The organism is Kribbella monticola, assembly GCF_003261635.1.
In the GTDB taxonomy this organism is placed as follows: domain Bacteria; phylum Actinomycetota; class Actinomycetes; order Propionibacteriales; family Kribbellaceae; genus Kribbella; species Kribbella monticola.
In genome coordinates, this window is record NZ_QFXK01000031.1 from 1 (window position 1) to 22,452 (window position 22,452).

At 68.4% G+C, this 22,452-nt stretch carries 15 protein-coding genes and 1 rRNA gene; 2 read left to right on the forward strand and 14 right to left on the reverse strand.

Going from position 1 to position 22,452, the window contains the following annotated elements; genetic code table 11:
- The 3 genes from DIZ26_RS19400 to DIZ26_RS19410 all read right to left on the reverse strand — a co-directional run.
- Positions 1 to 86 (reverse strand): 16S ribosomal RNA (locus DIZ26_RS19400); the annotation flags it as partial.
- Between the two features lie 645 nt (positions 87 to 731).
- Positions 732 to 2,036: a tyrosine--tRNA ligase gene (gene tyrS, locus DIZ26_RS19405; RefSeq protein WP_112243501.1), complete on the reverse strand. Its 1,305-nt coding sequence runs from the start codon at positions 2,034 to 2,036 to the stop codon at positions 732 to 734.
- Positions 2,037 to 2,084: 48 nt separating this feature from the next.
- Positions 2,085 to 3,122: an App1 family protein gene (locus DIZ26_RS19410; RefSeq protein WP_112243503.1), complete on the reverse strand. Its 1,038-nt coding sequence runs from the start codon at positions 3,120 to 3,122 to the stop codon at positions 2,085 to 2,087.
- Between the two features lie 75 nt (positions 3,123 to 3,197).
- Here DIZ26_RS19410 and DIZ26_RS19415 point away from each other — a divergent pair, with 75 nt between their 5' ends.
- Entirely contained in the window at positions 3,198 to 4,157 is a 960-nt protein-coding gene (locus DIZ26_RS19415; RefSeq protein WP_232828454.1) for an LLM class flavin-dependent oxidoreductase, read from the forward strand.
- On the opposite strand, the gene DIZ26_RS19420 is transcribed toward DIZ26_RS19415, so the two are convergent.
- From DIZ26_RS19420 to argC, 8 genes are read right to left on the reverse strand one after another with little or no spacing between them, the layout of a single operon-like run.
- On the reverse strand, positions 4,154 to 4,795 hold the full coding sequence (locus DIZ26_RS19420) for a DNA-3-methyladenine glycosylase (protein ID WP_112243505.1): 642 nt from the start codon (positions 4,793 to 4,795) through the stop codon (positions 4,154 to 4,156). The two genes, DIZ26_RS19415 and DIZ26_RS19420, sit on opposite strands and share 4 nt — an antisense overlap.
- A gap of 18 nt (positions 4,796 to 4,813) precedes the next feature.
- Complete coding sequence (gene argH / locus DIZ26_RS19425) at positions 4,814 to 6,229, reverse strand: argininosuccinate lyase (RefSeq protein ID WP_112243507.1); 1,416 nt, start codon at positions 6,227 to 6,229, stop codon at positions 4,814 to 4,816.
- A 12-nt stretch (positions 6,230 to 6,241) separates the two neighbouring features.
- Positions 6,242 to 6,775: an arginine repressor gene (locus DIZ26_RS19430; protein ID WP_232828455.1), complete on the reverse strand. Its 534-nt coding sequence runs from the start codon at positions 6,773 to 6,775 to the stop codon at positions 6,242 to 6,244.
- Positions 6,754 to 7,677 (reverse strand): ornithine carbamoyltransferase, encoded by a 924-nt coding sequence (gene argF / locus DIZ26_RS19435; protein WP_112243509.1) that lies wholly within the window; start codon positions 7,675 to 7,677, stop codon positions 6,754 to 6,756. Before argF ends, DIZ26_RS19430 begins: the two co-directional genes overlap by 22 nt.
- On the reverse strand, positions 7,674 to 8,882 hold the full coding sequence (locus DIZ26_RS19440) for an acetylornithine transaminase (RefSeq protein ID WP_112243511.1): 1,209 nt from the start codon (positions 8,880 to 8,882) through the stop codon (positions 7,674 to 7,676). The genes argF and DIZ26_RS19440 overlap by 4 nt, the downstream gene beginning before the upstream one ends.
- On the reverse strand, positions 8,879 to 9,763 hold the full coding sequence (gene argB / locus DIZ26_RS19445) for an acetylglutamate kinase (protein ID WP_112243513.1): 885 nt from the start codon (positions 9,761 to 9,763) through the stop codon (positions 8,879 to 8,881). The genes DIZ26_RS19440 and argB overlap by 4 nt, the downstream gene beginning before the upstream one ends.
- Complete coding sequence (argJ, locus tag DIZ26_RS19450) at positions 9,760 to 10,962, reverse strand: bifunctional glutamate N-acetyltransferase/amino-acid acetyltransferase ArgJ (protein ID WP_112243515.1); 1,203 nt, start codon at positions 10,960 to 10,962, stop codon at positions 9,760 to 9,762. Before argJ ends, argB begins: the two co-directional genes overlap by 4 nt.
- Positions 10,959 to 11,990, reverse strand: a complete 1,032-nt coding sequence (argC, locus tag DIZ26_RS19455) for an N-acetyl-gamma-glutamyl-phosphate reductase (protein WP_112243517.1) — start codon at positions 11,988 to 11,990, stop codon at positions 10,959 to 10,961. The genes argJ and argC overlap by 4 nt, the downstream gene beginning before the upstream one ends.
- A 172-nt stretch (positions 11,991 to 12,162) precedes the next feature.
- Here argC and DIZ26_RS19460 point away from each other — a divergent pair, with 172 nt between their 5' ends.
- Entirely contained in the window at positions 12,163 to 13,065 is a 903-nt protein-coding gene (locus tag DIZ26_RS19460; RefSeq protein ID WP_112243519.1) for an RNA polymerase sigma-70 factor, read from the forward strand.
- 82 nt (positions 13,066 to 13,147) lie between these two features.
- Here the strand turns inward: DIZ26_RS19460 and DIZ26_RS19465 are convergent, their stop codons facing one another.
- From DIZ26_RS19465 to DIZ26_RS19475, 3 genes are all read right to left on the reverse strand, one after another.
- Positions 13,148 to 18,949 carry an Ig-like domain-containing protein gene (locus DIZ26_RS19465; RefSeq protein ID WP_232828456.1) on the reverse strand — a complete coding sequence of 1,934 codons (5,802 nt, stop codon included), beginning with the start codon at positions 18,947 to 18,949 and terminating at the stop codon, positions 13,148 to 13,150.
- Positions 18,950 to 19,052: 103 nt separating this feature from the next.
- Entirely contained in the window at positions 19,053 to 21,362 is a 2,310-nt protein-coding gene (locus DIZ26_RS19470; RefSeq protein WP_232828457.1) for a hypothetical protein, read from the reverse strand.
- The gene (locus DIZ26_RS19475) at positions 21,359 to 22,339 is read right to left on the reverse strand and encodes a glycosyltransferase family 2 protein (protein ID WP_112243521.1); all 981 of its coding nucleotides are present in this window, start codon (positions 22,337 to 22,339) and stop codon (positions 21,359 to 21,361) included. The genes DIZ26_RS19470 and DIZ26_RS19475 overlap by 4 nt, the downstream gene beginning before the upstream one ends.
- Between the last annotated feature and the right edge of the window lie 113 nt (positions 22,340 to 22,452).

Sequence of the window (22,452 nt, forward strand, 5' to 3'; positions counted from 1 at the left end):
CCCCCGAAGAGGCCTTACCGCTCGACTTGCATGTGTTAAGCACGCCGCCAGCGTTCGTCCTGAGCCAGGATCAAACTCTCCGTTGAAATCTATATGTCAACCACACCAAAGGCGCGGATAACAGACAAACGAAAAACGATCCATTGCAATCAGAAACAAATCAAACTGACTTGAATCCAGAAAAATTACAAAGGAATCCAACACGAATCCACGACGACACCAGACCATCCAAACCTCGAAGAGGCCAGAACAGACCTGCTACCACCGAGACCCGTGAAGGGGGTTAATGCTAAATTTCGGCATTGACTTTCGGCACGCTGTTGAGTTCTCAAGAATCGGGCGCACACCGCGTCCGCGACCTTTCGGCCCGGACTCCGGGGCAACCTGCGCTACCTTACCGGACCAGATCCGCCGGGTCAAGCCCGACTTTTTCCGATCCACCACCCGCGTCGGCGCTACCGCCCCGAGTCAAGAAGACGCGGTTCGGCTCAGCTAGCCTTTGGGGGGTTCGGAGCGACCGGCCGCTTGCGCGTCCCGCACTCGCTCCAACAAGAAGAACATTACGTGGCTTCCCGGTAGCCGGTCAAATCCATATCCGGTGGGTCGAATCACACGGCTGTAATTTGCCCTCGGCATCCACTCTGTGGGATGGCCAGCGGCACTGTGGGAACACCGTTCCCGGCCCTCGAGGGAGCAGCTCCCAGCGCACGCCGGGAGCTGCCCAGAACTCGTCAGCTCCCAGCGGCCGAAGCCAGAACCCCTGCAAATGAACGCTTCCCGCGTCGCAGTACCAGTGCGCCACCGGGCAGCAGATCGTCCGAGCCCGGTACGTACTCCGGGTCGCTGACCTTCACGTTGTTGAGGTATCCCCCGCCCTCGGCGACAGTGCGCCGCGCAGCGGACTTGCTGGCCACCAGGCCGGACTTCACCAACAGATCGCCATACGTCGGCATCGGCTCGCCGGCCGCAAGCTCCACGTGCGGTGCTTCTCGCAGCGCAGCCACCAGCGTCTCTCCGTTCAAAGCAGCGAGCTCGCCCTGCCCGAACAGCGCCTTCGACGCTTCCTGGACCCGACGGGTCTCGTCCTCGCCGTGTACGAGGGTAGTGACGTCCTCAGCGAGCACACGCTGGGCTTCGCGCGCATGTGGTCGCTCGGCGGTTGCCTCCTCCAGTGCGGCGATCTCCTCCGCAGTACGGAAGGTGTAGAAGCGCACCAGCTGCATCACGTCGCGGTCGTCGGTGTTGAACCAGAACTGGTAGAACGCGTACGGCGAAGTCAGCTCGCGGTCGAGCCAGACGGTGCCCGACTCGGTCTTGCCGAACTTGGTCCCGTCCGCCTTGGTCACCAGCGGCGTGGCCAACGCGTGCACCTTGCCGCCGTCCGCACGCCGGATCAGCTCGACGCCGGCAGTCAGGTTGCCCCACTGGTCGCTTCCCCCGGTCTGCAGCGTGCAGCCGTGTCGCCGGTAGAGCTCCAGGTAGTCCAGGGACTGGAGCAGCACGTAGCTGAACTCGGTGTAGCTGATCCCCTGCTCCAACCGGGCCTTGACCACCTCGCGTCCGAGCATCCGGTTCACCGGGAAGTGCTTGCCGATGTCCCGGAGGAAGTCGAGCGTGTTGAGGTCCTTGGTCCAGTCGTAGTTGTTCACGATCCGGGCCGGGTTCGGCAGCGACTGGTCGAAGTCGACGAACCGCTCCACCTGGCCGCGGACCCGCTCCACCCATTGCTGGACGACGTCCTTGGGGTTCAGCACCCGCTCGGAGGACTCCTTGGGGTCGCCGATCAGACCGGTGGCGCCACCGACCAGACCGATCGGGTTGTGACCGGCCAGCTGCAGACGCCGGAGCGTGAGTAGCTGGAGCAGGTTGCCCATGTGCAGACTCGGCGCGGTCGGGTCGAAGCCCACATAGGAGGTGATCGGCCCGGCGGCCATCGCGGCACGCAGTACGTCGGGATCGGTCGAATGCGCGATCAGGCCGCGGCTGTCCAGGTCGTCGAGCACCTGCGTGCGGCTTGCGGTCCCGCTGTCGGTCACTTGGTCTCCTTGTGTACGTCGTGGCGGTAACAAGGGTGCCAGCAACGACTACGTGGCTTCCGGGCGGGACAGGACTGCGCGTAGCTGGGCGACCAGGGCGTGGCCGTCGGGGCCGTGGACTGTGGCGGCGGTGGGGCGGTGCGGGTCGTGGGCACCGGGGTCCGGGTTCGGCACTGGAAGACCGTGCGACAGCACCTGCTCGGCGGGGGTCAGCTGGCGGATCCCGATCGCGCGGACGTGATCCGGATGGGTCTGCGCGAAGTCGCCGTACAGCTGCGGGTCGTGCTGCCCGTCATCACCGACCAGGACCCAGCGGACCTGAGGAAACTCGGCTGCGAGTCGCCGCAGTGCCGTGCGCTTGTGCTCGCGACCACTGCGGAACCAACCCGTGTTGGTAGGCCCCCAGTCCGTCATCAGCATCGGACCGGCCGGGAAGCCGTGCCGGGCGAGGAACCGGGTCAAGGTGGGCGCTGTGTTCCACGCACCGGTCGACAGGTAGAAGATCGGCGCACCGGGGTGGTCGGCGAGCAGTTCGCGGTACATCTCGGCCATGCCCGGTACTACGCGTCGCGCCTGCTCGTCGCGGACGAAGGTGTTCCAGGCGGCGATCATGGGACGCGGGAGCATCGTCAGCATCACCGTGTCGTCGATGTCGCTGACCAGTCCGAAGGTGGCGTCGGGGTCCGGTACGACGATCTGCGCCCGCGCCTGCCGTTCGCCGTGCACGCCGAGGCTGATCTCGTGGGTGCCGGGTGGCAGCACGACCGGGACGGACAGGTCGATGAAGCCGCCGCGGTCCGTGGTCGCCTCGAAGCTCTGGCCGGCCACGGTGACCGCCACCTGTACTCCGGTCGCCGGCGCGGTGACGAACACCTTCCAGCCGCGGACCACCTGGTCCTCGTCGTAGCGGGGCTGGTTGCGCGGATCGCGGCTGAGCACGACGCGGGCCAGGACCCGGACGTACTCGTGGTTGCCGTAGCCGACATGCGGGATGATCCGCTCCCGCCAGCCGCGGCGGCGCAGGATCGCCTGCACGCCTGCGTTGAACCAGTCCTCCAGGCGGGAGGAGTAGTGCTGTCGGGCCATGCCCGAAACCTACCCGTCCGGAGGTCCCGTACGCCTGTTCACCAGACTGTCGGCGGCGACCTTTACGGTCTCGATATGACACTGACCTCTGCTGCCATCGGGATGTGCTTCCCGCGGACCTATCCTGCCGCTCTGGTGACCGATGTCGCCCGCCGCCTGGAAGCCGGCGGCGCGGACAGCCTGTGGGTGATCGAGGACTGCTTCTACACCGCCGGTCCGTCGCTGGTGTCGGCCGCGCTGACCGTGACCGAGCGGCTGACCGTCGGCCTCGGCATCGTGCCCGCGGTGGTGCGGACGGCCGCTGTCACCGCGATGGAGTTCGCGACGCTGGACGCGCTCGCGCCGGGACGGTTCCTGCCCGGTATCGGCCACGGCGTCCAGGACTGGATGGGCCAGATGGGGGTGCGGCCGAAGTCGCCGCTGACCGCTCTGGAGGAGGTCACCGTCGCCGTCAATCGGTTGCTCGCGGGTGAAGAGGTGACCGTCGACGGCCAGTACGTGCACCTCGACCAGGTGAAGCTCGACGCTCCCCCGGCCGCCGCACCACCGATCCTCCTGGGAGTGCGTGGGCCGAAGTCGATGGCGCTCGCGGGTCGGGTCGCGGGCGGCGTGGTGCTCGCCGAGCCGGCCAGCCCGTCGTACGTGCGGGCCGCGGTCGAGCAGGCCGGGTCGCCGGACGGGTTCGTGGTCGCTGTCTTCTCCGCGTTCTGTGTGCGCGCCGACCGCAAGACGGCGTACGAGTGGACAGCGCCCTGGCTGGCCGGGTTGATCGGCGAGAAGAACCCTGGGCTGGTCGCACTGCCGTTCTACGACGAGCTCGTGAAGCGGTTCGACGAGCAGGGCGTGCCCGGGCTGGTCACGATGCCGGCCGACTGGTGGACCGAGATCGGCCCGATCGGCACGCTCGACGACGCGGCTGCTCACCTGGACGCGCTGAATGCTGCCGGGGTTCATCACGTCGGGCTCTTCCCGGATCCCGAGGTCGAGCACGGTCTTCCCCAGCTCGAATTCGTGCTGGAGCTGGCCAACCGCTAACGACGTTTCGGCACATGCGGCTTGTACGGCGAGACGCTCGGCTCGCCGGGGATCCAGAACCGCCACGGCCGGTCGGCTGCTTCCCGCAGTCCTACTCGCGGGCCGGTCGCCGGGGAGCCGGTGAAGGGTGTGCCCGGTAGGAGCTGGATCGCAGAATCGCGGGACAGCAGGTCGGCACCGTTGGCGTCGCGGGTGATCCCTAACGCGACACAAAGCCGAGCCGGTCCACGAGCCAGATCCCGGTCCGCGATCCGCCGAGTTTTCACCGTTGTTGAGGCGGCGGGTGGGGTGGCGCCTCGGCGGGATCTGGCCAGGGCGAGGCCTTCGGTGACCTCGCCGGCTCGGAGAAGGACTGCGGAGGGCTGTCCGTCCGGGCCGGCGCTGATGTTCATGCAGAAGTGCATGCCGTAGGTGAAGTACACGTAGAGAAACCCAGGTGGCCCGAACATCACCGCATTGCGCGCCGTCTGCCCCCGGTACGCGTGCGACCCAGGGTCGTTCGGCCCGTCGTACGCCTCGACCTCGGTGATCCGGACCGCGACCGTCCCCTCGTCGGTGGTCCGGCGCAACACCATCCCCAGCAATGACGGCGCCACTTCGAGAACCGGGCGCGCCAACGACGTACGGCGTACAGGCATGCCCGGAACTCTAAAGCCTCAGCCCAGCGCCTTCGCGTGGTCGGCGGCGCGGGCGCGGAGTTCGGCGAGTTGTTCGGCGACCCGGTCCCCCGCCGTACCGCCGCGACCGTTGCGGGAGGCAATCGACCCTTCGACGCTCAGCACGGTTCGCACCTCAGGCGTCAACTCGGGCGAGATCGCGGCGAGGTCGTCGTCGGACAGGTCCCACAGCTCGATCCCGCGCTTCTCGCATTCCTGCACGCACGCGCCGGCGACCTCGTGGGCTATCCGGAACGGCACCTTCTGCTTCACCAGCCACTCGGCGATGTCGGTCGCCAGCGAGAACCCCTGCGGCGCCAGCTCCTCCAGCCGCTCCACGTTGAAACGCAAGGTCCGGATCATCCCGGTGAACGCGGGCAGCAGCACCTCGAGGGTGTCCACGGAGTCGAAGACCGGCTCCTTGTCCTCCTGCAGATCCCGGTTGTACGCGAGCGGCTGCGCCTTCAGCGTCGCGAGCAACCCGGTGAGGTTGCCGATCAGCCGGCCGGACTTACCGCGGGCCAGTTCGGCGATGTCCGGATTCTTCTTCTGCGGCATGATGCTCGACCCGGTCGAGTACGCGTCGTCCAGCTGGACGAAGCCGAACTCCTTGGTCGCCCAGATGATCACCTCTTCGGCCTGCCGGGACAGGTCGACGCCGAGCTGCGCGGTGACGAAGGCGAACTCGGCCACGAAGTCGCGGGCCGCGGTGCCGTCGATCGAGTTCGCCGACGAGCCGGTGAAGCCGAGCTCGGAAGCGACGAAGACCGGGTCCAGCCCGAGCGAGGAGCCGGCCAGCGCACCCGCCCCGTACGGCGAATCGGCGGCGACCCGGTTGTCCCAGTCCCGCAGCCGGTCGAGGTCGCGGACGAGCGGCCATGCGTGGGCCAGCAGGTGATGCGAGAGCAGCACCGGCTGGGCGTGCTGGAGATGGGTACGGCCGGGCATCGCGACGCCGAGGTGCTGTTCGGCCTGGTCGGCGAGGGTGTTGATCTGGTCGAGGACGAGCCGGGCGATGATCCGGCCGCGGTCGCGCAGGAAGACCTTGAACAAAGTGGCGATCTGGTCGTTGCGGGACCGCCCGGCCCGCAGCCGCCCGCCGAGCTCGGCTCCCAACCGGTCCAGCAGGCCGCGTTCGAGCGCGGTGTGCACGTCCTCGTCGTCCTCGGCCGCCACGAAGGCGCCGGAGAGGACATCGGCGAGGAGTTCGTCGAGGCCGGTCAGCATCTTCGCGAGGTCGTCGTCGGTGAGCAGCCCGGCTCGGTGCAGCACCTTGGCGTGGGCCTTGGAACCGGCGATGTCGTACGGCGCGAGCCGCCAGTCGAAGTGCGTCGACTTGCTCAGCGCTGCCAGGGCGTCCGCGGGCCCACCGGCGAACCGGCCGCCCCAGAGTGCGGCGCTTTCTCCGGTGCTCATCTCAACAGTCCTTTACTTGGAGTCGGTGTGGCGCGCGGCCAGACCGAGGAATCTGGCGGCCAGGGCCTGGCCGCCGGCCGGGTCCCGGGAGACGACCATCACGGTGTCGTCGCCGGCGATGGTGCCGAGTACGTCGTCCAGTCCCACGTGGTCGATCGCCGACGCGAAGTACTGGGCCGCACCCGGCGGGGTTCGCAGGATCACCAGGTTGGCGCTGCCTTCCGCCGACACGAGCAACTCGGACGCCACTCGGGCCAGCCGGGCCTCGAAGGCAGCGGCCTCACCGGCGCGCGGCGTACGGTCACCGCCTTCACCCGGTACGGCGTACACCAGTTGGCCGGTCGAATCGCGAACCTTCACCGCGCCGATCTCGACCAGGTCGCGCGACAGCGTCGCCTGGCCGACGACGAGTCCCGCGGCCGAGAGCAGATCGGCCAGCTCGGTCTGCGAGCGAACCGGCTGCCGGCCGAGCAGGTCGACGATGCGCTGCTGGCGCGCGGTCTTGGTGGTCGGCACGGCCATCGTCATGAGTTCGCCAGCAGCCATGAGAGCAACGCCTTCTGTGCATGCAACCGGTTCTCGGCCTCGTCCCAGACGACCGACTGCGGCCCGTCGATCACGGCCGCCTCGATCTCCTTGCCCCGGTACGCCGGGAGGCAGTGCAGCACGATCGCGTCGTCGTTCGCCTTGGCCAGCAGGTCGGACGTCACGGCGTACGGAACGAAAGGTGCCTCGCGCAACGCGGCTTCGGCTTCCTGTCCCATCGAAACCCATGTGTCGGTCGCGACCACGTCGGCCCCGGCAACAGCCTCGAAGGCGTCTGGACTCCACGACGCCGAACCGCCCGTGACACCACCGATCTCCACGGCTTTGGCGAGCACCGCCGCGTCAGGTTGATAGTCCGCCGGTGAAGCAACGACCACGTGCATCCCGGCGGTCACTCCACCGAGCAGGTAGGAGTGCGCCATGTTGTTCGCGCCGTCGCCGAGGTAGACCAGCTTCAATCCCGCGGTCGAGCCCTTGTGCTGCCGCACGGTGAGCAGGTCCGCCAGGATCTGGCACGGGTGGAACTCGTCGGTCAGCGCGTTGATCACCGGCACCCGCGATGCCCCGGCCATCTCCTCGATCCGGACCTGCCCGGACGTCCGCCACACGATCGCGCCGACCTGCCGGTCCAGCACCCGGGCCGTGTCGGCAATCGGTTCACCGCGGCCCATCTGCGAGGTCTGCGCGTCGATGATCAGCGGTACGCCGCCGAGTTCCGCGATCCCGACCGCGAACGAGATCCTGGTCCGGGTCGACGTCTTGTCGAAGATCACCGCGACGGTCTGCGGTCCGGCCAGCGGCTGATGCCCGAACCGGTCGGCCACCAACCGCTCGGCCAGCGTCAGGACCTCGTCCTGCTCGGCCGGACTGAGGTCGTCGTCCCGCAAGAAGTGCCTGGTCACGAAGCCTCCACAACGCAAGCGTCCAGCAGCCCGGGGAGGGCCGCGACGAAACTGTCCGCATCAGCCTTGCTCAGGATGTACGGCGGTGCCAGTCGAATCGCGTCCGGAACCGGATTGTTGACGATGAATCCCGCCTCCAGCGCCCCCGCCGCGACCTGGTCCGACACCGGCGCGGTCAGCTGGATCGCGAGTAGCAACCCACGACCCCGGACGCCGGCGATCAGCGGGTGATCCAGCGCCTCGATCGCGGAGACGAGATGGTTGCCGATGGCATTGACATTGGCGAGCAGCCCGTCCCGCTCGATCACCGTCAACACCGCGAGGCCCGCGATCGCCGCGACCGGATTGCCGCCGAACGTCGTACCGTGGTTGCCCGGCTGCAGCAATGAAGCAGTTTCACCGAAGCCGAGGCACGCGCCGATCGGGATCCCCGCGCCGAGGCCCTTCGCGACCGTGACGATGTCGGGCGTGATTCCCGCGGCCTGGAACGCGAACCAGTCACCGGTCCGCCCGACGCCGGTCTGGATCTCGTCGATCCACAGCAGCGCACCGTGCTCGGAGGTGATCCGCCGAGCCGCTTCGAGGTAGCCATCGGGCGGTACGACGACGCCGTTCTCGCCCTGGATCGGCTCGAGCACCACGGCCGCGGTCTCGCCGTCGACAGCGGCAGCCAGCGCGGCAGCATCGCCGTACGGAACGAAGGTGACGTCGCCCGGCAGCGGCGCGAACGCCTCCCGGTACGCCGGCTTCCAGGTGATCGCGAGCGCGCCCATCGTGCGGCCGTGGAAGGCGCCGACGGTCGAGACGATCTTGGTGCGGCCGGTCTTCCGGGTGATCTTGAATGCCGCCTCGTTCGCCTCCGTACCCGAATTGGTGAAGAACACCTTGCCGGGGGCATCGAACAGCGAGAGCAGCTTCTCGGCCAGCGCGATCTGCGGCGCGGAGGCGAAGAAGTTGGAGACGTGCCCGAGGGTGGCGAGCTGGCTCGTCACGGCCGACACCACGAACGGGTGCGCGTGGCCGAGGCAGTTCACCGCGAGCCCGCCGAGCAGGTCGAGGTACTTGCGGCCGTCGGCGTCCCACAGGTACGCGCCCTCGCCGCGGACCAGCGCCCGCTTCGGCGGCCCGAAGGTGTTCATCAGCGCGTTCGAGTACCGCTCGGCCAGCGCGGCCCCGGTGTCTTCGACGGCTACCAGTTCGGTCATGACGGGATCACCTGGGTTCCACTTCCGGCATCGGTGAAGATCTCCAGCAACAACGAGTGCGGTACCCGGCCGTCGATCACGGTCGCCCGCGAGACCCCGGACTGTACGGCGCGCAGGCAGGCCTCCATCTTCGGCACCATCCCGGAGGCGAGCGTCGGCAGCAGTTCGGCCAGCTCGGCCGCGTCGATCTGGGTGATGATCTCGTCGCTTTCCGGCCAGTTCCGGTAGAGCCCGGCAACATCGGTCAGTACGACGAGCTTGGACGCGCCCAATGCGACCGCGAGAGCCGAGGCGGCGGTGTCGGCGTTCACGTTGTGCGCCTGGCCGTCCTCGTCGGGTGCGATCGTCGACACGACCGGGATCCGGCCGGCGTCGATCAGGTCGATCACGGCTTCCGGCCGAACGTCGACCACATCGCCGACCAGGCCGATGTCCACGGACTCGCCGTCGATCATCGCGCCGCGGCGTTCCGCGGTGAACAGGCCGGCGTCCTCACCTGACATGCCGACCGCGAACGGCCCGTGTGCGTTCAGCAGCCCGACCAGCTCGCGGCCGACCTTACCCACCAGTACCATCCCGACGATGTCCATCGCCTCCGGGGTGGTGACCCGCAGCCCGCCCCGGAACTCCGAGGAGATCCCGAGCCGGCCGAGCATCTCGCTGATCTGCGGCCCACCGCCGTGCACGACGACGACCCGGACACCACAGTGCCGCAGGAAGACGATGTCGGACGCGAACGCCTGCTTGAGTTCGTCGTCCACCATCGCGTTGCCGCCGTACTTGACCACGATCGTCTTGCCGTGGAACTCCTTCAGCCACGGCAGCGCCTCGGTGAGGACCGCCGCCTTCTCCACCGCGGTGGCCTGTGCCGTAGTGGTCATGAGGAGTACGCCGAGTTCTCTTCGACGTACGCGTGCGACAGGTCGGTGGTCAGCACCGTCGCCGACGCGTTGCCGGCGTGCAGGTCGATCACGACGTCGATCTCCAGTCCGCTGAGATCCGCCTCGGACCGATCGACACCCTTGCCGCCGGCAACACAGATCGCGGCGCCGTTCAGCGTGATGTCGAGCAACGCAGGGTCGAAGGCGGTCGGGGCGTTGCCGACGGCCATCGCGATCCGTCCCCAGTTCGGATCGGAGGCGAAGAACGCGGTCTTGCAGAGGTTGTCCTCGGCCACGATCTTCGCGGCGGCGACCGCCTCGGCCTCGGTGGCCGCGTTCTGCACGGTGATGCTGACGTGCTTGGTGACGCCCTCCGCGTCGGCCTGCAACTGCTTGACCAGGTCGGCAGCGAGCGCGGTCAACGCGGTCTCGAACTCGTCGGCGGGCACAGTGATACCGGATGCCCCTGAGCTGAGCAACAGCACGGTGTCGTTGGTCGACGTACCTCCGTCGACGTCGAGCCGGTTGAAGGTCTTGCCGACCGCATTGCGCAGCGCGTGGTCGAGGTGCGGCTGGTCGACGATCGCGTCGGTGGTGATCACGCTGAGCATCGTCGCCATGTTCGGGGCGCACATCCCCGCGCCCTTTGCGAAACCGCCGATGCTCCAGCCACCAGAGTGCTTCAGCACTGCCTGCTTCGGCACGTTGTCGGTCGTCATCACCGCGGTCGCGGCGGCGAGGCCGTGCGTCGGTTCGTTGCCCAGCGCATCGACTGCCGCCGAGATGCCGGGCAGCAGCTTGTCCATCGGGAGGCGCTCGCCGATCAGGCCGGTGGAACAGACGCCGATCTCGGCCGCGCCGACCCCGAGCACCTCGGCGAGCTTCTCGGCCGTCTTGTGCGTGTCCTGGAAGCCTTCCGGACCGGTGCACGCGTTCGCGCCGCCCGAGTTCAGCACGACCGCCTTGAGCTTGCCTGCCGTCAGCACCTGCTGCGACCACAGCACCGGCGCGGCCTTCACCTTGTTGGTGGTGAAGACACCGGCCGCGGCGTACGACGGTCCGTCGTTGACCACGACGGTGAGATCCGGCTTGCCGGCCGGTTTGATCCCGGCGATCACCCCGGCCGCGCGGAAGCCGGCCGGCGCGGTGACTCCGGCGCTCCGATCGACTTGGGCGTCCGGGGTGACGGCTAATGTCACGGCGCTACTCCTACGAGGGGAAGGGCCAGGGTCTCGTCGAGTCCCGCGGCCAGGTTCATGCACTGCACGGCGGCGCCGGCGGTGCCCTTGGTGAGGTTGTCCATCGCGGCCACGATCACGGCGCGGCCGATGCGCTGGTCCAGAGTGACCTGGAGTTGCACGGTGTTGGCGCCGAGCGTCGCTTGGGTCTGCGGCCACTGGCCTTCCGGCAGCACGTGCACGAACGGCTCGTTGCTGTAGGCGTCTTCGTAGACCTGCCGAAGGCTCTCCGCGGTGACGCCGGGGGCGACCGGCGCGCTGCAGGTCGCGAGGATGCCGCGCGCCATCGGCGCCAGCACCGGGGTGAAAGACACCGAGACGTTGTCCTCGGTGACGGCACTGAGGTTCTGCTCGATCTCCGGCGTATGACGATGCACCCCGCCGACGCCGTACGCCGTGGCCGAACCCATCACCTCCGCGCCCATCAGGTGCGCTTTGGGACCCTTGCCCGCTCCCGACGTCCCGCTCACCGCGACCACCACCAGTTGGCCGGGATCGACGAGACCGCCTTGGACGGCGGGGAGCAGAGCAAGGGTCGACACGGTGGGGTAGCACCCCGGCACCGCGACCCGGTTGGTGCCACGCAGCTTGTCCCGTTGACCGGGCAGCTCGGGCAGCCCGTAGGGCCAGTGGCCGGCGTGCTGACCGCCGTAGAACTCCACCCACGCCTCGGCCTCGATCAGCCGGAAGTCCGCGCCGCAGTCGATCACGGTGACGTCCTCACCGAGTTGCTCGGCGATTTCGGCGGACTGTCCGTGCGGCAAGGCCAGGAACACCACGTCGTGACCGGCGAGCGTTTCCGCCGAGGTCTCGACCAGGGTGCGCCCGGCCAACGGCACGAGGTGCGGGTGGTGGAGCCCGAGCGCCGTACCGGCACTACCGCCGGCAGTCAGCGCCCCGATCTCGACCTCTGGATGCCCGGACAGCAACCGGAGCAGTTCTCCCCCGGCATACCCACTGGCACCAGCGACCGCGACCTTCAGGCTCATATGAATGAGTATGCCAGACGCCGCATGAATATCCAACACTGATTCAGTGGTCTGCAGCACCCGGAGCCAGCTTCGCACGCCGAGTGACCGAGGTCAGGTCCCGGGCTGCGGACCGCCGGCGTGGCTGTGCAAAAGTGACTCGCGAAGCGGATCGAACCGGGGTGGAGTGAGTATGAGCGACGAGCAGTTGGCGGCCGAGTTCGCGGAGCATCGGGCGGTCCTGGTCGGGGCGGCGTACCGGGTGGTCGGCAGCATGGTCGACGCGGAGGACGTCGTACAAGAGACCTGGTTGCGGTGGGCGGCGGCTGATCGGTCCGAAGTACAGGATGTGCGGGCGTACCTGATCCGGATCACCAGCAGGCTTGCGCTGAACCGCTTGCGGCAGCAGAAGTCGCGGCGGGAGCAGTACGTCGGGCCGTGGTTGCCCGAGCCGATCGCGGCCACCCCTTCGGGTGACGATCCGGCTGCGGTCGCGGAGCTCGCCGACTCGGTGTCGATGGCGATGCTCGTCGTACTCGAGACGCTGACACCGTTGGAGCGGGCCGCCTTCGTACTGCGGGAGGTCTTCGACCTGTCGTTCAGCGAGATCGGCGACGCGCTCGGCCGCTCCGAGGCCGCCGTACGGCAGCTCGCGCACCGGGCTCGCGAGCACGTGCACGCGCGGCAGCCCCGGCAGCGGGTGGACAAGGCGCGGCACTCCGAGGTCACCCATCAGTTCTTGGCCGCGGCCTGGTCGGGCGACCTCGATCAGGTCGTCTCGCTGCTTGCGCCCGAGGTCGTCCTGGTCAGCGACGGCGGGGGCAAGCGCAAGGCGGCACTCCGGCCGCTGGAGGGTGCCGACAAGGTCGCGCGCTGGCTGGTCGGGCTCTTCCAGAAGGAGGTACCGGAGGGCCGCTTCGACATCCGGATGGCCGAGGTGAACGGTGAGCCGGCCTTCATCGCGTACGACGGCGACGTGGTCGACAGCGTCGCCTTCCTCGAACTGGCCCCCGGCGACGCGATCAGCAAGATTTACGTCGTACGGAACCCCGACAAGCTCCTCGCGATCCCGCCGAAGCAGGCACTCCCTGAGTAACCTGCGCTGCCGACGAGCAGGTGTGATCGTCTACAGGGCCGGGTCCCGCTCCTCAGCCGGGACCCGGCGCCGCAGTTCCCCACTATTGGCGGCCCCGGCGGGTGGCCAGTAACAGCGCGGCACCCAGTGCGGCCAGGAGTCCGCCCAGCGTCAGCAAGAATCCCGAGGGCCCTCCGGTGGCGGGCAACGTGGTCTCGCTGTGCTGAACGGACTCGGCCGGCTGGGCCCCGATGGTCACCTTCACCTGTGCGGTCACCGACACCTCGTTGCTGTCGGTCACCCGGTACGCCTGTTTCGCCGTACCGATGAAGCCCCGCTCCGGAACGAGCCTGATCGTCCCGTCGGTGCCGACCGTCCAATGTCCGACGGACGGTACGGCCACCTGCTTCCCACAGACGGCCGGGCCGGTGACCAGGCAGACACTGCCGGGCCGCCAGACCGCGCCACGGGTCGCGGCATCGTTGAGCAGCGGGTTCACGACCACCGGGTTGCCGGGCGTTCCGGTACCACTGTCCGGGATGGCCTTCGCCTCGCCGGGACCACGCACGGTGATCTCCAGACGAGCCGTGTCCGACGTCCCGTTCGCGTCGCTGATCCGATACGTCAGCGAACTGGTGGTACCGGTGAAGCCCTTCACCGGGGTGTATCCGACGGTGCCGTCCGGCCGGACGAGGTAGTCGCCCTCGCCCGGGATTGTCACCGAAGTCTTCTCTTTCCCATCGGCCGGGTCGCGCAGCACGACCGACGACGCCACCAAGGGCGCACTGGGATCGCCGGCCTTGTCGTTCGCCGGCACCGGCACGGTCACGGCCGCCCCGTACGCCGTACTCGCGGCGTCATCGACTGCCTCCGGCCGGACCGGCACGACCGTCACGGTGACCGTCGAGCGGGCCGCGTTACGGGCCGAGTCCTTCACCTCGTACGCCGTCGGCCGCGTCGTACCACTGAAGGTCGCCGTCGGGGCGAAGGTGATCTTGCCGTCGGCAACGGTGTAGGTGCCCTGACCGGGCACGATCACGTTGCTGACCAATTCGCGGTTCGTGTCCACCAGTAACAGCGTCGCCGGGTCGAGCGTGGCACCCGCTCCGGGCTTGTCGTTCACGAGCGGGTCGAAGGTCACCTTCAGGTGCTGCTTGGTCTTGGCCAGGTCCGGCAACGCCACCGGTTTCGCTCCGATGGTCACGGTCACCGTCGCGGTCGCCGTCGTCCCATTGGCATCGCTGACCTGGTAGGTGACCGGCGTCGTCGCGCCACTCGCGCCCGCCGCGGGCATCAACCTGATCCCACCGTCCGGCTGGACTGTGAACGCCCCTTGCCCAGCCACCTGCAGACCGGCGACCGCATTACCGGTCGCCGGATCGATCACGCGCACGCTCGCGGCATCGAGCGGAGCACTGGGATCGCCGGCCTTGTCGTTCGCCAGCACGGGCACGGTCACGGCGGTGTCGTACGCCGTACTCGCGGTGTCGTCCGCGAGGCTCGGGACGATCGGGGTCACCGCCACCGTGACCGTCGAGGTCGCCGTGTTCCCGGTGGTGTCCGCGACCTGGTAGCTGATCGAACTCGGCCCGCTGTACGAGGGGACCGGATCGAAACTGACCCCGCCGGACCGCGCGCCCACCTTGAAGGTCCCCTGGCCGGCGATCGCAACGGACGTCACCCAGGACCTGCCGTCGAACAGCCGCAGCGACGACTTCACCAAAGTGGCCGAGGTCCCCGCCGAGTCGTTGCCCAGGACATCCATCGTGACGTCGTGGTTCTGCTTCGTGGTACCGAGATCCGGCTTGGCCTCCGGCCCTTTGCCGACAGTGACGAACAGCAGCCCGGTCGCCATCGTCCCGTTTCCGTCACTCACCCTGTACTGCGTTGCCCCGGTCGCGCCCTGGAAGTCCTTCACCGGGGTGAACGTGATCGAGCCGTCCGCGCTGACGGCGTACCGGCCCTCCCCCGGCCGGTTCAGGCTCTTCCCGTACGTCGAACCGTCCTTCAGCAGCACCGATCCGGGGACCAACGGCGCACTCGGATCGCCGGCCTTGTCGTTGTCCAGCACGTCCACTGTGATCGGCCGGTTGAACGGGGTGATCGCGGAGTCGTTCACGGTCGAGGGCAGCACCTGGACCACCGTCATGCCGAGCGTCGAGGACGCAACCGTCTTGTTCGAGTCGGCGACCCGGTAGCTGATCGGCCGCGCTCGGCCGTGAAACGAGGGCAGCGGATCGAAAACAATCGCCCCGCCGGCCTGAACGGCGTACGTCCCCTGCCCTGGGACGGTCAAGGTGCGGCTGAAATCTCTTTGCCCGCCGATGAGCACCGAGGACGCATCGAGGGTGGCGTCGGTGCCGGGCGAGTCGTTGGAGAGAACGTTGACGGTGACCGTGACGTTCTGCAGGGTCGACGCGGTGTCCGGGCGTGCGATCGGCGGCGCGCCGACGGTGAGCTCGATGACCGCGGACGCGACCGTTCCGTTGTCGTCGGCAATTTGGTACGGCACCGGGGTGGCCGCGCCGGCGAACGTGGCGGCCGGATCGAAGGTGACGACGCCGGCTGCGACCGTGTACTCACCCTCGTGCGCGATCACCACCTTCGTCTTCAACACCCCGTCGGCCGGGTCCTTCAGCAGCACAGATCCGGGCACCAGCGGCGCACTCGGGTCACCGGCCTTGTCGTTGCCGAGCACCTTCACGTGCACGGTCGCGTCGTACGGCGTTCTGCCGACGTCATCGACCGCGAGCGGGATGATGGCGGTGATCGTGATCGTGATGGTCGAGCGAGCCGTTTGACCGAAGCGGTCGGCGACCTGATAGCTGATGGCCTTCGCCCGGCCGGTGAACGCCGGTACCGGGTCGAAGACAACTCTGGGGAGTGAACTCGCCGCGGTGCCGGGAACGACCGTGTACCTGCCCTCGCCGGGGAGCTCGACCGTTTTCACCTCCGCTCCGTCGACCGGATCGATCAGGACCAGGCTGGCCGGGTCCAGGCCGGTGCCCTTACCTGCTTGGTCGTTCGCGAGTGGGTCCACAGAGACGTCGAGATCCTGTTTGCCGGTCGCCGTGTCCGGACGGGCGGCCGGAGCGGGCGGCTTCGCCACCGTGACGGTGACGATCGCCTTTGCCACGGTGCCGTTCACGTCGGACACCGTGTAGCCAACCGGCATCGCAGTACCGGTGAAGGTCGGCAGCGGATCGAAGCCCACGGTCCCATCCGGCTTCGCCACCAGCGTCGCCTGGCCGGCCAGCTTCACCGTCGTCCCCGGCTTCAGTGTGATCGGATCGATCAGCCGCACGCTGCCCGGGACGAGTGGCGCCCCCGGATCGCCGGCGTCGTCGTTCACCAGCACCGACACGGTCACCGCGGTGTCGTACGCCGTACTGACCGTGTCGTCGTTCGCGTCCGGCTGGACAGCGGTGACGCTCAGGGTGAGAGTCGCCGAACCGAGAGCACCGTTGCCGTCAGCAACTTGGTAGGTGACGGGAGTCGCCTTGCCGTGGAACGCGGGCAGCGGTTCGAACAGGATCCGGCCGTCCGGCCCGGCGGTGTACTTGCCCTGACCGGGGATCACCAAACTGGTCACCGGCTGGCTTCTCGTCGTCGGTCGCAGCAACCGGACCGTCGCCGGGTCGAGCGCCGAACCGGTGGGGCCGGGCTTGTCGTTCGCGAGCACCTCGACGAAGACCGATCGGCCCTGCTTCGTGGTGACCGTGTCGGGTGTGACCACCGGTGGACCGGGCGCGTCCACGGAGACGACCAACCGGGCTCGCGCGGCGGTGCCGTTCTTGTCCAGCACTTGATAGCCGACCGGCGTCGTCGTCCCGCGGAAGCCACGCACCGGCTGGAACGCGATCTTGCCGTCGGCCACCAGATAGGTGCCCTGGCGCACCACCTCCAGCTTGTCGACCAGATCGCCCGCCGGATCGACCAGCTTCAGACTCGCCGGATCGAGCGGTGCGTCGGGTGACCCCGGCAGATCGTTGCCGAGGACATCGATGTCCACGTCCGTGTCGAACGGCGAGGCCACCGAGTCACCGATCGCCTTCGGGATCACCGGCGTGACGGTGACCGTGAGCGTCGACTCGGCGTACTGACCGGTGCTGTCGGTGATCCGGTAGCCGAGGGAGGTGGCGACACCGGTGAAGCGCGCCAGCGGGACGAAGTCGACGAGTCCGTTGGATCGCGCGGTGTAGGTGCCCTCGCGCGGGACGACGACCGACTTCTTGAGCGCTGCGTCGGCGGGATCACGCAGTACGAGGGTCGTCGGGTCCAGCGTCACTCCCGGCGCGGCCTTGTCGTTGGCGAGGACGGTCACCGCAGTACTGACGTTCTGTGGCGTGGTCGCGAGATCGGGACCGGCGACCGGCTTGGCCGGCAGGGAGACGGTGACGGTCAGGTTGGCCGTCGCGGTCGTTCCGTTGCTGTCGGCAACGCGGTAGGTCACCGGCTTGCCGACTCCGACGAAGCCGGGGACCGGGTCGAAACCGACCTTGCCGCTCGTAGCGACGTACTTGCCTTGGCCGACAACGTTGACCATCACGCCACACTGGGCGCCGTCGACCAGACAGAGTGAGTCGGGCACCAGCGCGGCTTCCGGATCGGCCGCTTTGTCGTTGCCGAGGACATCGGCCGTCACCCCGGTGTCGTACGCCGTCGTCGCCAGGTCGTCCACAGCGATCGGAGCCGGCGGCGGCGCGATGACGACGGGATAGTCCTCGACCTCGCCGGAGTCCGCCGCACCAGCCGGCTTCTCCACCTGCGCCGACGTGTACCCGAGCCGCACCCGCGTGTACGTCGTACCAGCGGTGAGGCCGGCCAGGTTCGACCAGTTCAGGGTGACCGCGCCTTGTCCGGCGGTGAAGGTGGCGCAGGATCGCTCGGTCGGGGCGAAGGTGCCGCTCTTGTCCAGGTCGATCCATCCGCAGACGCGGCCGGGTTTCGTCGTACCGGTCAGAGCGACCGACGCCGAGTAGCTCTTGGTTTTGGTGCGTAGTGGCTTGAAGGTGACGCCGTCGTCGCCCTGATCCGGAACCGCCGGGCCACTCGTTCCATTGGCGATCGTCGCGTTGTCTTCGGTCGCCGTCGACCCAAGTCGTGCGTCGCCGAGCACCGACCACGCAGCGCCGTACGACGAGGGCGCGTCGCCGAAGTCCTCGCCGACCGACGCGACGATGGAGAAGACGTCGCCGGACGTTGGAGTGTTGAACGCGGGCAGTGCTCGGTTCTTGGTGAAGACCGCGGTGACCTCGAAGGCGACGGACTTGACGACGCCGAGCACCCGGACCGATCCGCAGGCTGCGGTTGCAGCGGCATCCGGACCGGTACCGGTCTTCGGATTGATGCAGTTCGGACCCGCGTCGGGGTTTGCAGCGGTGATCGTGTCGCTGGTGACCGCCAGGTTGTTGCCTTCGCCAAGTTTCGTCAGGCTGATGCCGGCGGTGGTGAGTTCGAGGACGGAGTGCAACTCGGACTGGCCAGTGGGCCGGCCGTTGACGGTCTGGGTGGCCGCACCGCCGAGGCCGGCGACGTGCAGGACCGGGTCGCGGACGGGCTGCGAGAACGTGATCGTCACCGTGCCCCGGTTACCGCAACTCCCGGTGGAGGCACAGTCGCCGGTGTCCACGACGACATCCTGCGCTGGGGTGGTCCTGGCGATGGGCGGTGAATAGGTCCGTGCGCCGGTACCACGCTCGCCCGCCGTACTCGGGTCGGACAGCGCGGTCTTCCCCGACACCGAGATCGTCTGGACGAGGCCGGAGCCGGGCATCGTCGTACGGGCCGTCGTCGCGGCGTCCTCGAAGGGGGCCGAGGGCACCTGATAAGCGCCGGCCGCGAGCGGGGCCAGCCCGAGTACGACGACGAGGGCGGCTGCGATGAGTGACCGCCTCGCCGTCATTCCCACGCCCCTTGTCGATCACACCAGTGCTGCATGCATCGGCTCGGGGCGAGCGGGCCGGCGTAGACGTAACGTCCCACGCTGACCGTATGTTACGCGGCAATCACTGTTTGAGTTCGTAGATGCCGACCTGGTCCTCGCGGTGTCGCAAGGAGGCGAGCTGACCGAGTCGCGCGGAGACGGGGCCGTCGCGGCGATCGGCGTACAGCCAGCGGACGCCGTACTCGTGCCGGAGGCGGTGCAGCACCTGCGGGTTCGGGGAGTACAGCGCCTCCTCGGTGATCGCGACCCGGTCGGGCCAGGGCGACGGCTGCTTCGTGTAGCGCAGTCCGCCGGCGCCCTGCTTCGCCATCGCCTCCGAGGTGTAGGCCCAGCCGTCGATCAACGTCCGGCGACCCGCGATGCCGCTGATGATGTAGCCGCGCGCGTCGCAGCCGGCCAACTGCAACCCGGCCGGCCTGCAGTACGCGTTGCCGGCCACGATGTCCTTCGGCCGCGAATTGTGGGCCAGCCAGATCGCCGCCGCGGCCTCGTCGGGATGCACCTGCCAGAACCGCGAGGCGAACACCTTCGACTGGTGGCCACCGCGGACGTGGAGGTCCTGCGCCACCCCGAAGGCCGTCGGTACAGCGAGAATCGTCAGCAACGCGAGAACTCCGCCGAGCCCCGCCGCGCCCGGCCACACCTTGACCAGCGAGGGCCAGGCGATCCGTAGTACGGCGGTGAGAATCAGTACGGCGATCAGCGGGCGGCCGACGTCGACGATGCGGCTCAACTGGTTGCCGTGGGGTTTGGTCTTTCCCCACAGCAGCAGGAACGCATAGAGCGCGCCGAGCGCCAGGGCCGCGGGGACGAGCACCGGTGTCGGGCGGTGTTTCTTGGCCTGCACAACCGCGAGCCAGCCGATCGCCGCGATGCTGAACGGGACCGCCGTACGGACGAAGTACGACTCGCTCACGGACGGGTGGTCGACCAGCAGGAACCCGGCCCAGCCGGCGATCAAGGCGCCGAGCAGGAACCAGGCAAGCGGATCGCGCCGGGTGTCCCGCCGCCCCAGCAATGCATACCCCGCGGCGGCGGTGGCCTGTCCCACGATCAGCAGGCCGAAGACGACCAGAGCGCCGACGATCGCCAAGAGGTGGCCGGACGCCAGCGCGGGCAGGAGCCAGCCGCCTTGTCCGGGCTGGCTCCGGTCGTGGGTGGCCGCGCCGTACCCGGCCGACACCTTGACGACCGCGAGCAACTGGATGCCCGAGCCGCTGGTGCTGCCGGCGACGGTGATCATCGTGCCGACGGCCGATGCCACCAGCAACGATCCGGCCGCGATGAACCGGATGGGCAGTCGCCGGTCACGGATCAGTAGGAAGAGCGCCGCCAACCCGACCGCGCCGACCAGAACCGGCAGAACCGTGGGTTTGGAGCCACCACCGACGACAGCCACTGTGAGCGCGAGCACCCAGAGCGTCTTCGGTTGTCTGCCCCGGAACAGCAACTCGATCAGGAAGACCGCAGCCGTCGCGGCCATGATCATGCCGAAGGTCTGGGACGGGCTGAGCAGGCTGAGCGGTGGCAAGAGGTCCACCTTGGTGTTCCACCACAAGGGCAACTGCGGACCAGCGAAGGCCGCTGCCGCCAGTACGCCGGTCCACCACGCGCGGCTGACCGTCCTGGCGAGCACCGCGAAGGTGAGCAGGGCGATCAGGCCGGTCGGCAGCAACCAGAGCCGGTAGAGCACGATGATCGGCGAAAGCTTGGTGATGTCGACGGCCGACGCCATGTCCGCATTCGCGAACCAGTGGTAGTCCAGGCGCAGCCCGGCGGCCTGCGGAAGCTCCGGCGGCACCGCGCGGATCAGTTCGTTCACCATCGACAGGTGGTAGAGCAGATCGGGGTAGTACGCCGTGCCGTTCGGCGGCATCGGGTGATACGCCATCACACCGAAGGTGGCGGCGCCGAACAGGAGAACGGCCGCGATCACCAGGCCCCAGGTCCACAACAGCGGCAACGGTTTCGGCTCGGCGATCCGCCAGTGCCGGCGAAGAAGCGGTACTGCCGCGAACGCGACGATCACCAGTGCGGGCCAGACAGCGAGCCAGCTCTGCCAGCCGAGCGCCGTGAACAGCGCCCAGCCGAGCAGCTTGAAGGTCGCGCCCACAGCACCACCGAGCCCGACATCCTCGGCCCAGTTGCCGGTGCTCCGCCAGAGCGCGCGCAGGAGCAGGACTCCGGGAACGACGACGGTGAGGCCGAAATAGGCGAGATATCGCAGGATTGCGCCGACCGGCACGTCGACCGAGAGCAGGCCGATGAGGGCGACGGCAAAAGGCAGCAACCAGGGCAGCCCGCGCGTCAACGCCGTACCGGCTGAGTGTCGCGGGGTCGTGGTGGCCGGCGTACCGACAATGGTGGTCAAGAGTTGACGGATTCTTCTGTGCGGGCCTGGTGGCCCTTGTCGTCGAGACTGTCGTAGCCGACCAGGAACTGTGGCCGTTTCTGGCTGGACTGGAACAAGCGCGCCACGTACTCCCCCAGCAGGCCGAGGCACAGCAACTGGATCGCGCCGATCACGCTGACCGCCAGCACCGTCGACGTCCAGCCGGGGATGCTCCGTCCGGACAGCTTGATGAACAAGGCGCCGACCACGAACATCCCCGACAACAGCCCGCCCAGCAGGCCGAGCCAGGTCGCCAGCCGCAGCGGCGCGGCCGAGAACGCGGTCACGCTGTCGAACGCGAGCCGGAGCATCTTGCCCGGCCCGTACTTCGTGGTTCCTGCCGCCCGTCCGGCGCGCACGTACCGCACCTGGGTGCTGGGGAAGCCGAGCCACGGGATCACCAGCCGGAAGACCCGGCCGTCCTCCGGTAGCTGGTTCACCGCGTCCACCACCCGGCGGGAGACGAGCCGGAAGTCGCCTGCGTCGAACGGGATGTCCATGCCGACCAGGCGGCCCATCAACCGGTAGTACATCCGCGCGGTGGTCCGCTTCGCCCAGGTGTCGCTGGAACGATCCGACCGTACGCCGTACACGACATCGACGTCTTTCTCGCGGGCTGTGGCGAAGAGTTCGGCGATCACCTCGGGCGGGTCCTGGAGATCGGCGTCGATGGTGACCAGGTATTCACCGCGCGCCCGGCGGAACCCGGCCGACAGAGCCGCCTGATGGCCGCTGTTGCGGAGCAGCCGGACCAGCCGCAGCTCCGGCCAGTCGGCCGTGGCGGCGAGCAACAGCGACGCCGTGGCGTCCCGGCTGCCGTCGTCGACCGCCAGCAGTTCGTACCGCACGCCGAGGCCGTCCAGCACCGGACGCATCCGCTCGAAGAAGAACGGGAGCACCTCTTCCTCGTCGTACATCGGTACGACGACCGAGAGCTCGAGCTCGGTGTCCCGCATGGTCGGTTGGCCTCCAGGGCTTTCGTTCGGCAACGGCCAAGGGTTGAACGCCGCAGCCGGCCGAAAAGATCACCCAGATCCTAAAGTGGCAGCAAGTTGCCACCCGCACCGGG

Excerpts from the sequence above, each read along its gene's own strand:
- DIZ26_RS19410 (WP_112243503.1), bottom strand. The coding sequence starts at position 3,122 with ATGGCCCGACAGCACTACTCCTCCCGCCTGGAGGACTGGTTCAACGCA.
- DIZ26_RS19415 (WP_232828454.1), top strand. The coding sequence starts at position 3,198 with ATGACACTGACCTCTGCTGCCATCGGGATGTGCTTCCCGCGGACCTAT.
- DIZ26_RS19420 (WP_112243505.1), bottom strand. The coding sequence starts at position 4,795 with ATGCCTGTACGCCGTACGTCGTTGGCGCGCCCGGTTCTCGAAGTGGCG.
- argH (WP_112243507.1), bottom strand. The coding sequence starts at position 6,229 with ATGAGCACCGGAGAAAGCGCCGCACTCTGGGGCGGCCGGTTCGCCGGT.
- DIZ26_RS19430 (WP_232828455.1), bottom strand. The coding sequence starts at position 6,775 with ATGGCTGCTGGCGAACTCATGACGATGGCCGTGCCGACCACCAAGACC.
- DIZ26_RS19440 (WP_112243511.1), bottom strand. The coding sequence starts at position 8,882 with ATGACCGAACTGGTAGCCGTCGAAGACACCGGGGCCGCGCTGGCCGAG.
- argB (WP_112243513.1), bottom strand. The coding sequence starts at position 9,763 with ATGACCACTACGGCACAGGCCACCGCGGTGGAGAAGGCGGCGGTCCTC.
- argC (WP_112243517.1), bottom strand. The coding sequence starts at position 11,990 with ATGAGCCTGAAGGTCGCGGTCGCTGGTGCCAGTGGGTATGCCGGGGGA.
- DIZ26_RS19460 (WP_112243519.1), top strand. The coding sequence starts at position 12,163 with ATGAGCGACGAGCAGTTGGCGGCCGAGTTCGCGGAGCATCGGGCGGTC.
- DIZ26_RS19465 (WP_232828456.1), bottom strand. The coding sequence starts at position 18,949 with ATGACGGCGAGGCGGTCACTCATCGCAGCCGCCCTCGTCGTCGTACTC.
- DIZ26_RS19475 (WP_112243521.1), bottom strand. The coding sequence starts at position 22,339 with ATGCGGGACACCGAGCTCGAGCTCTCGGTCGTCGTACCGATGTACGAC.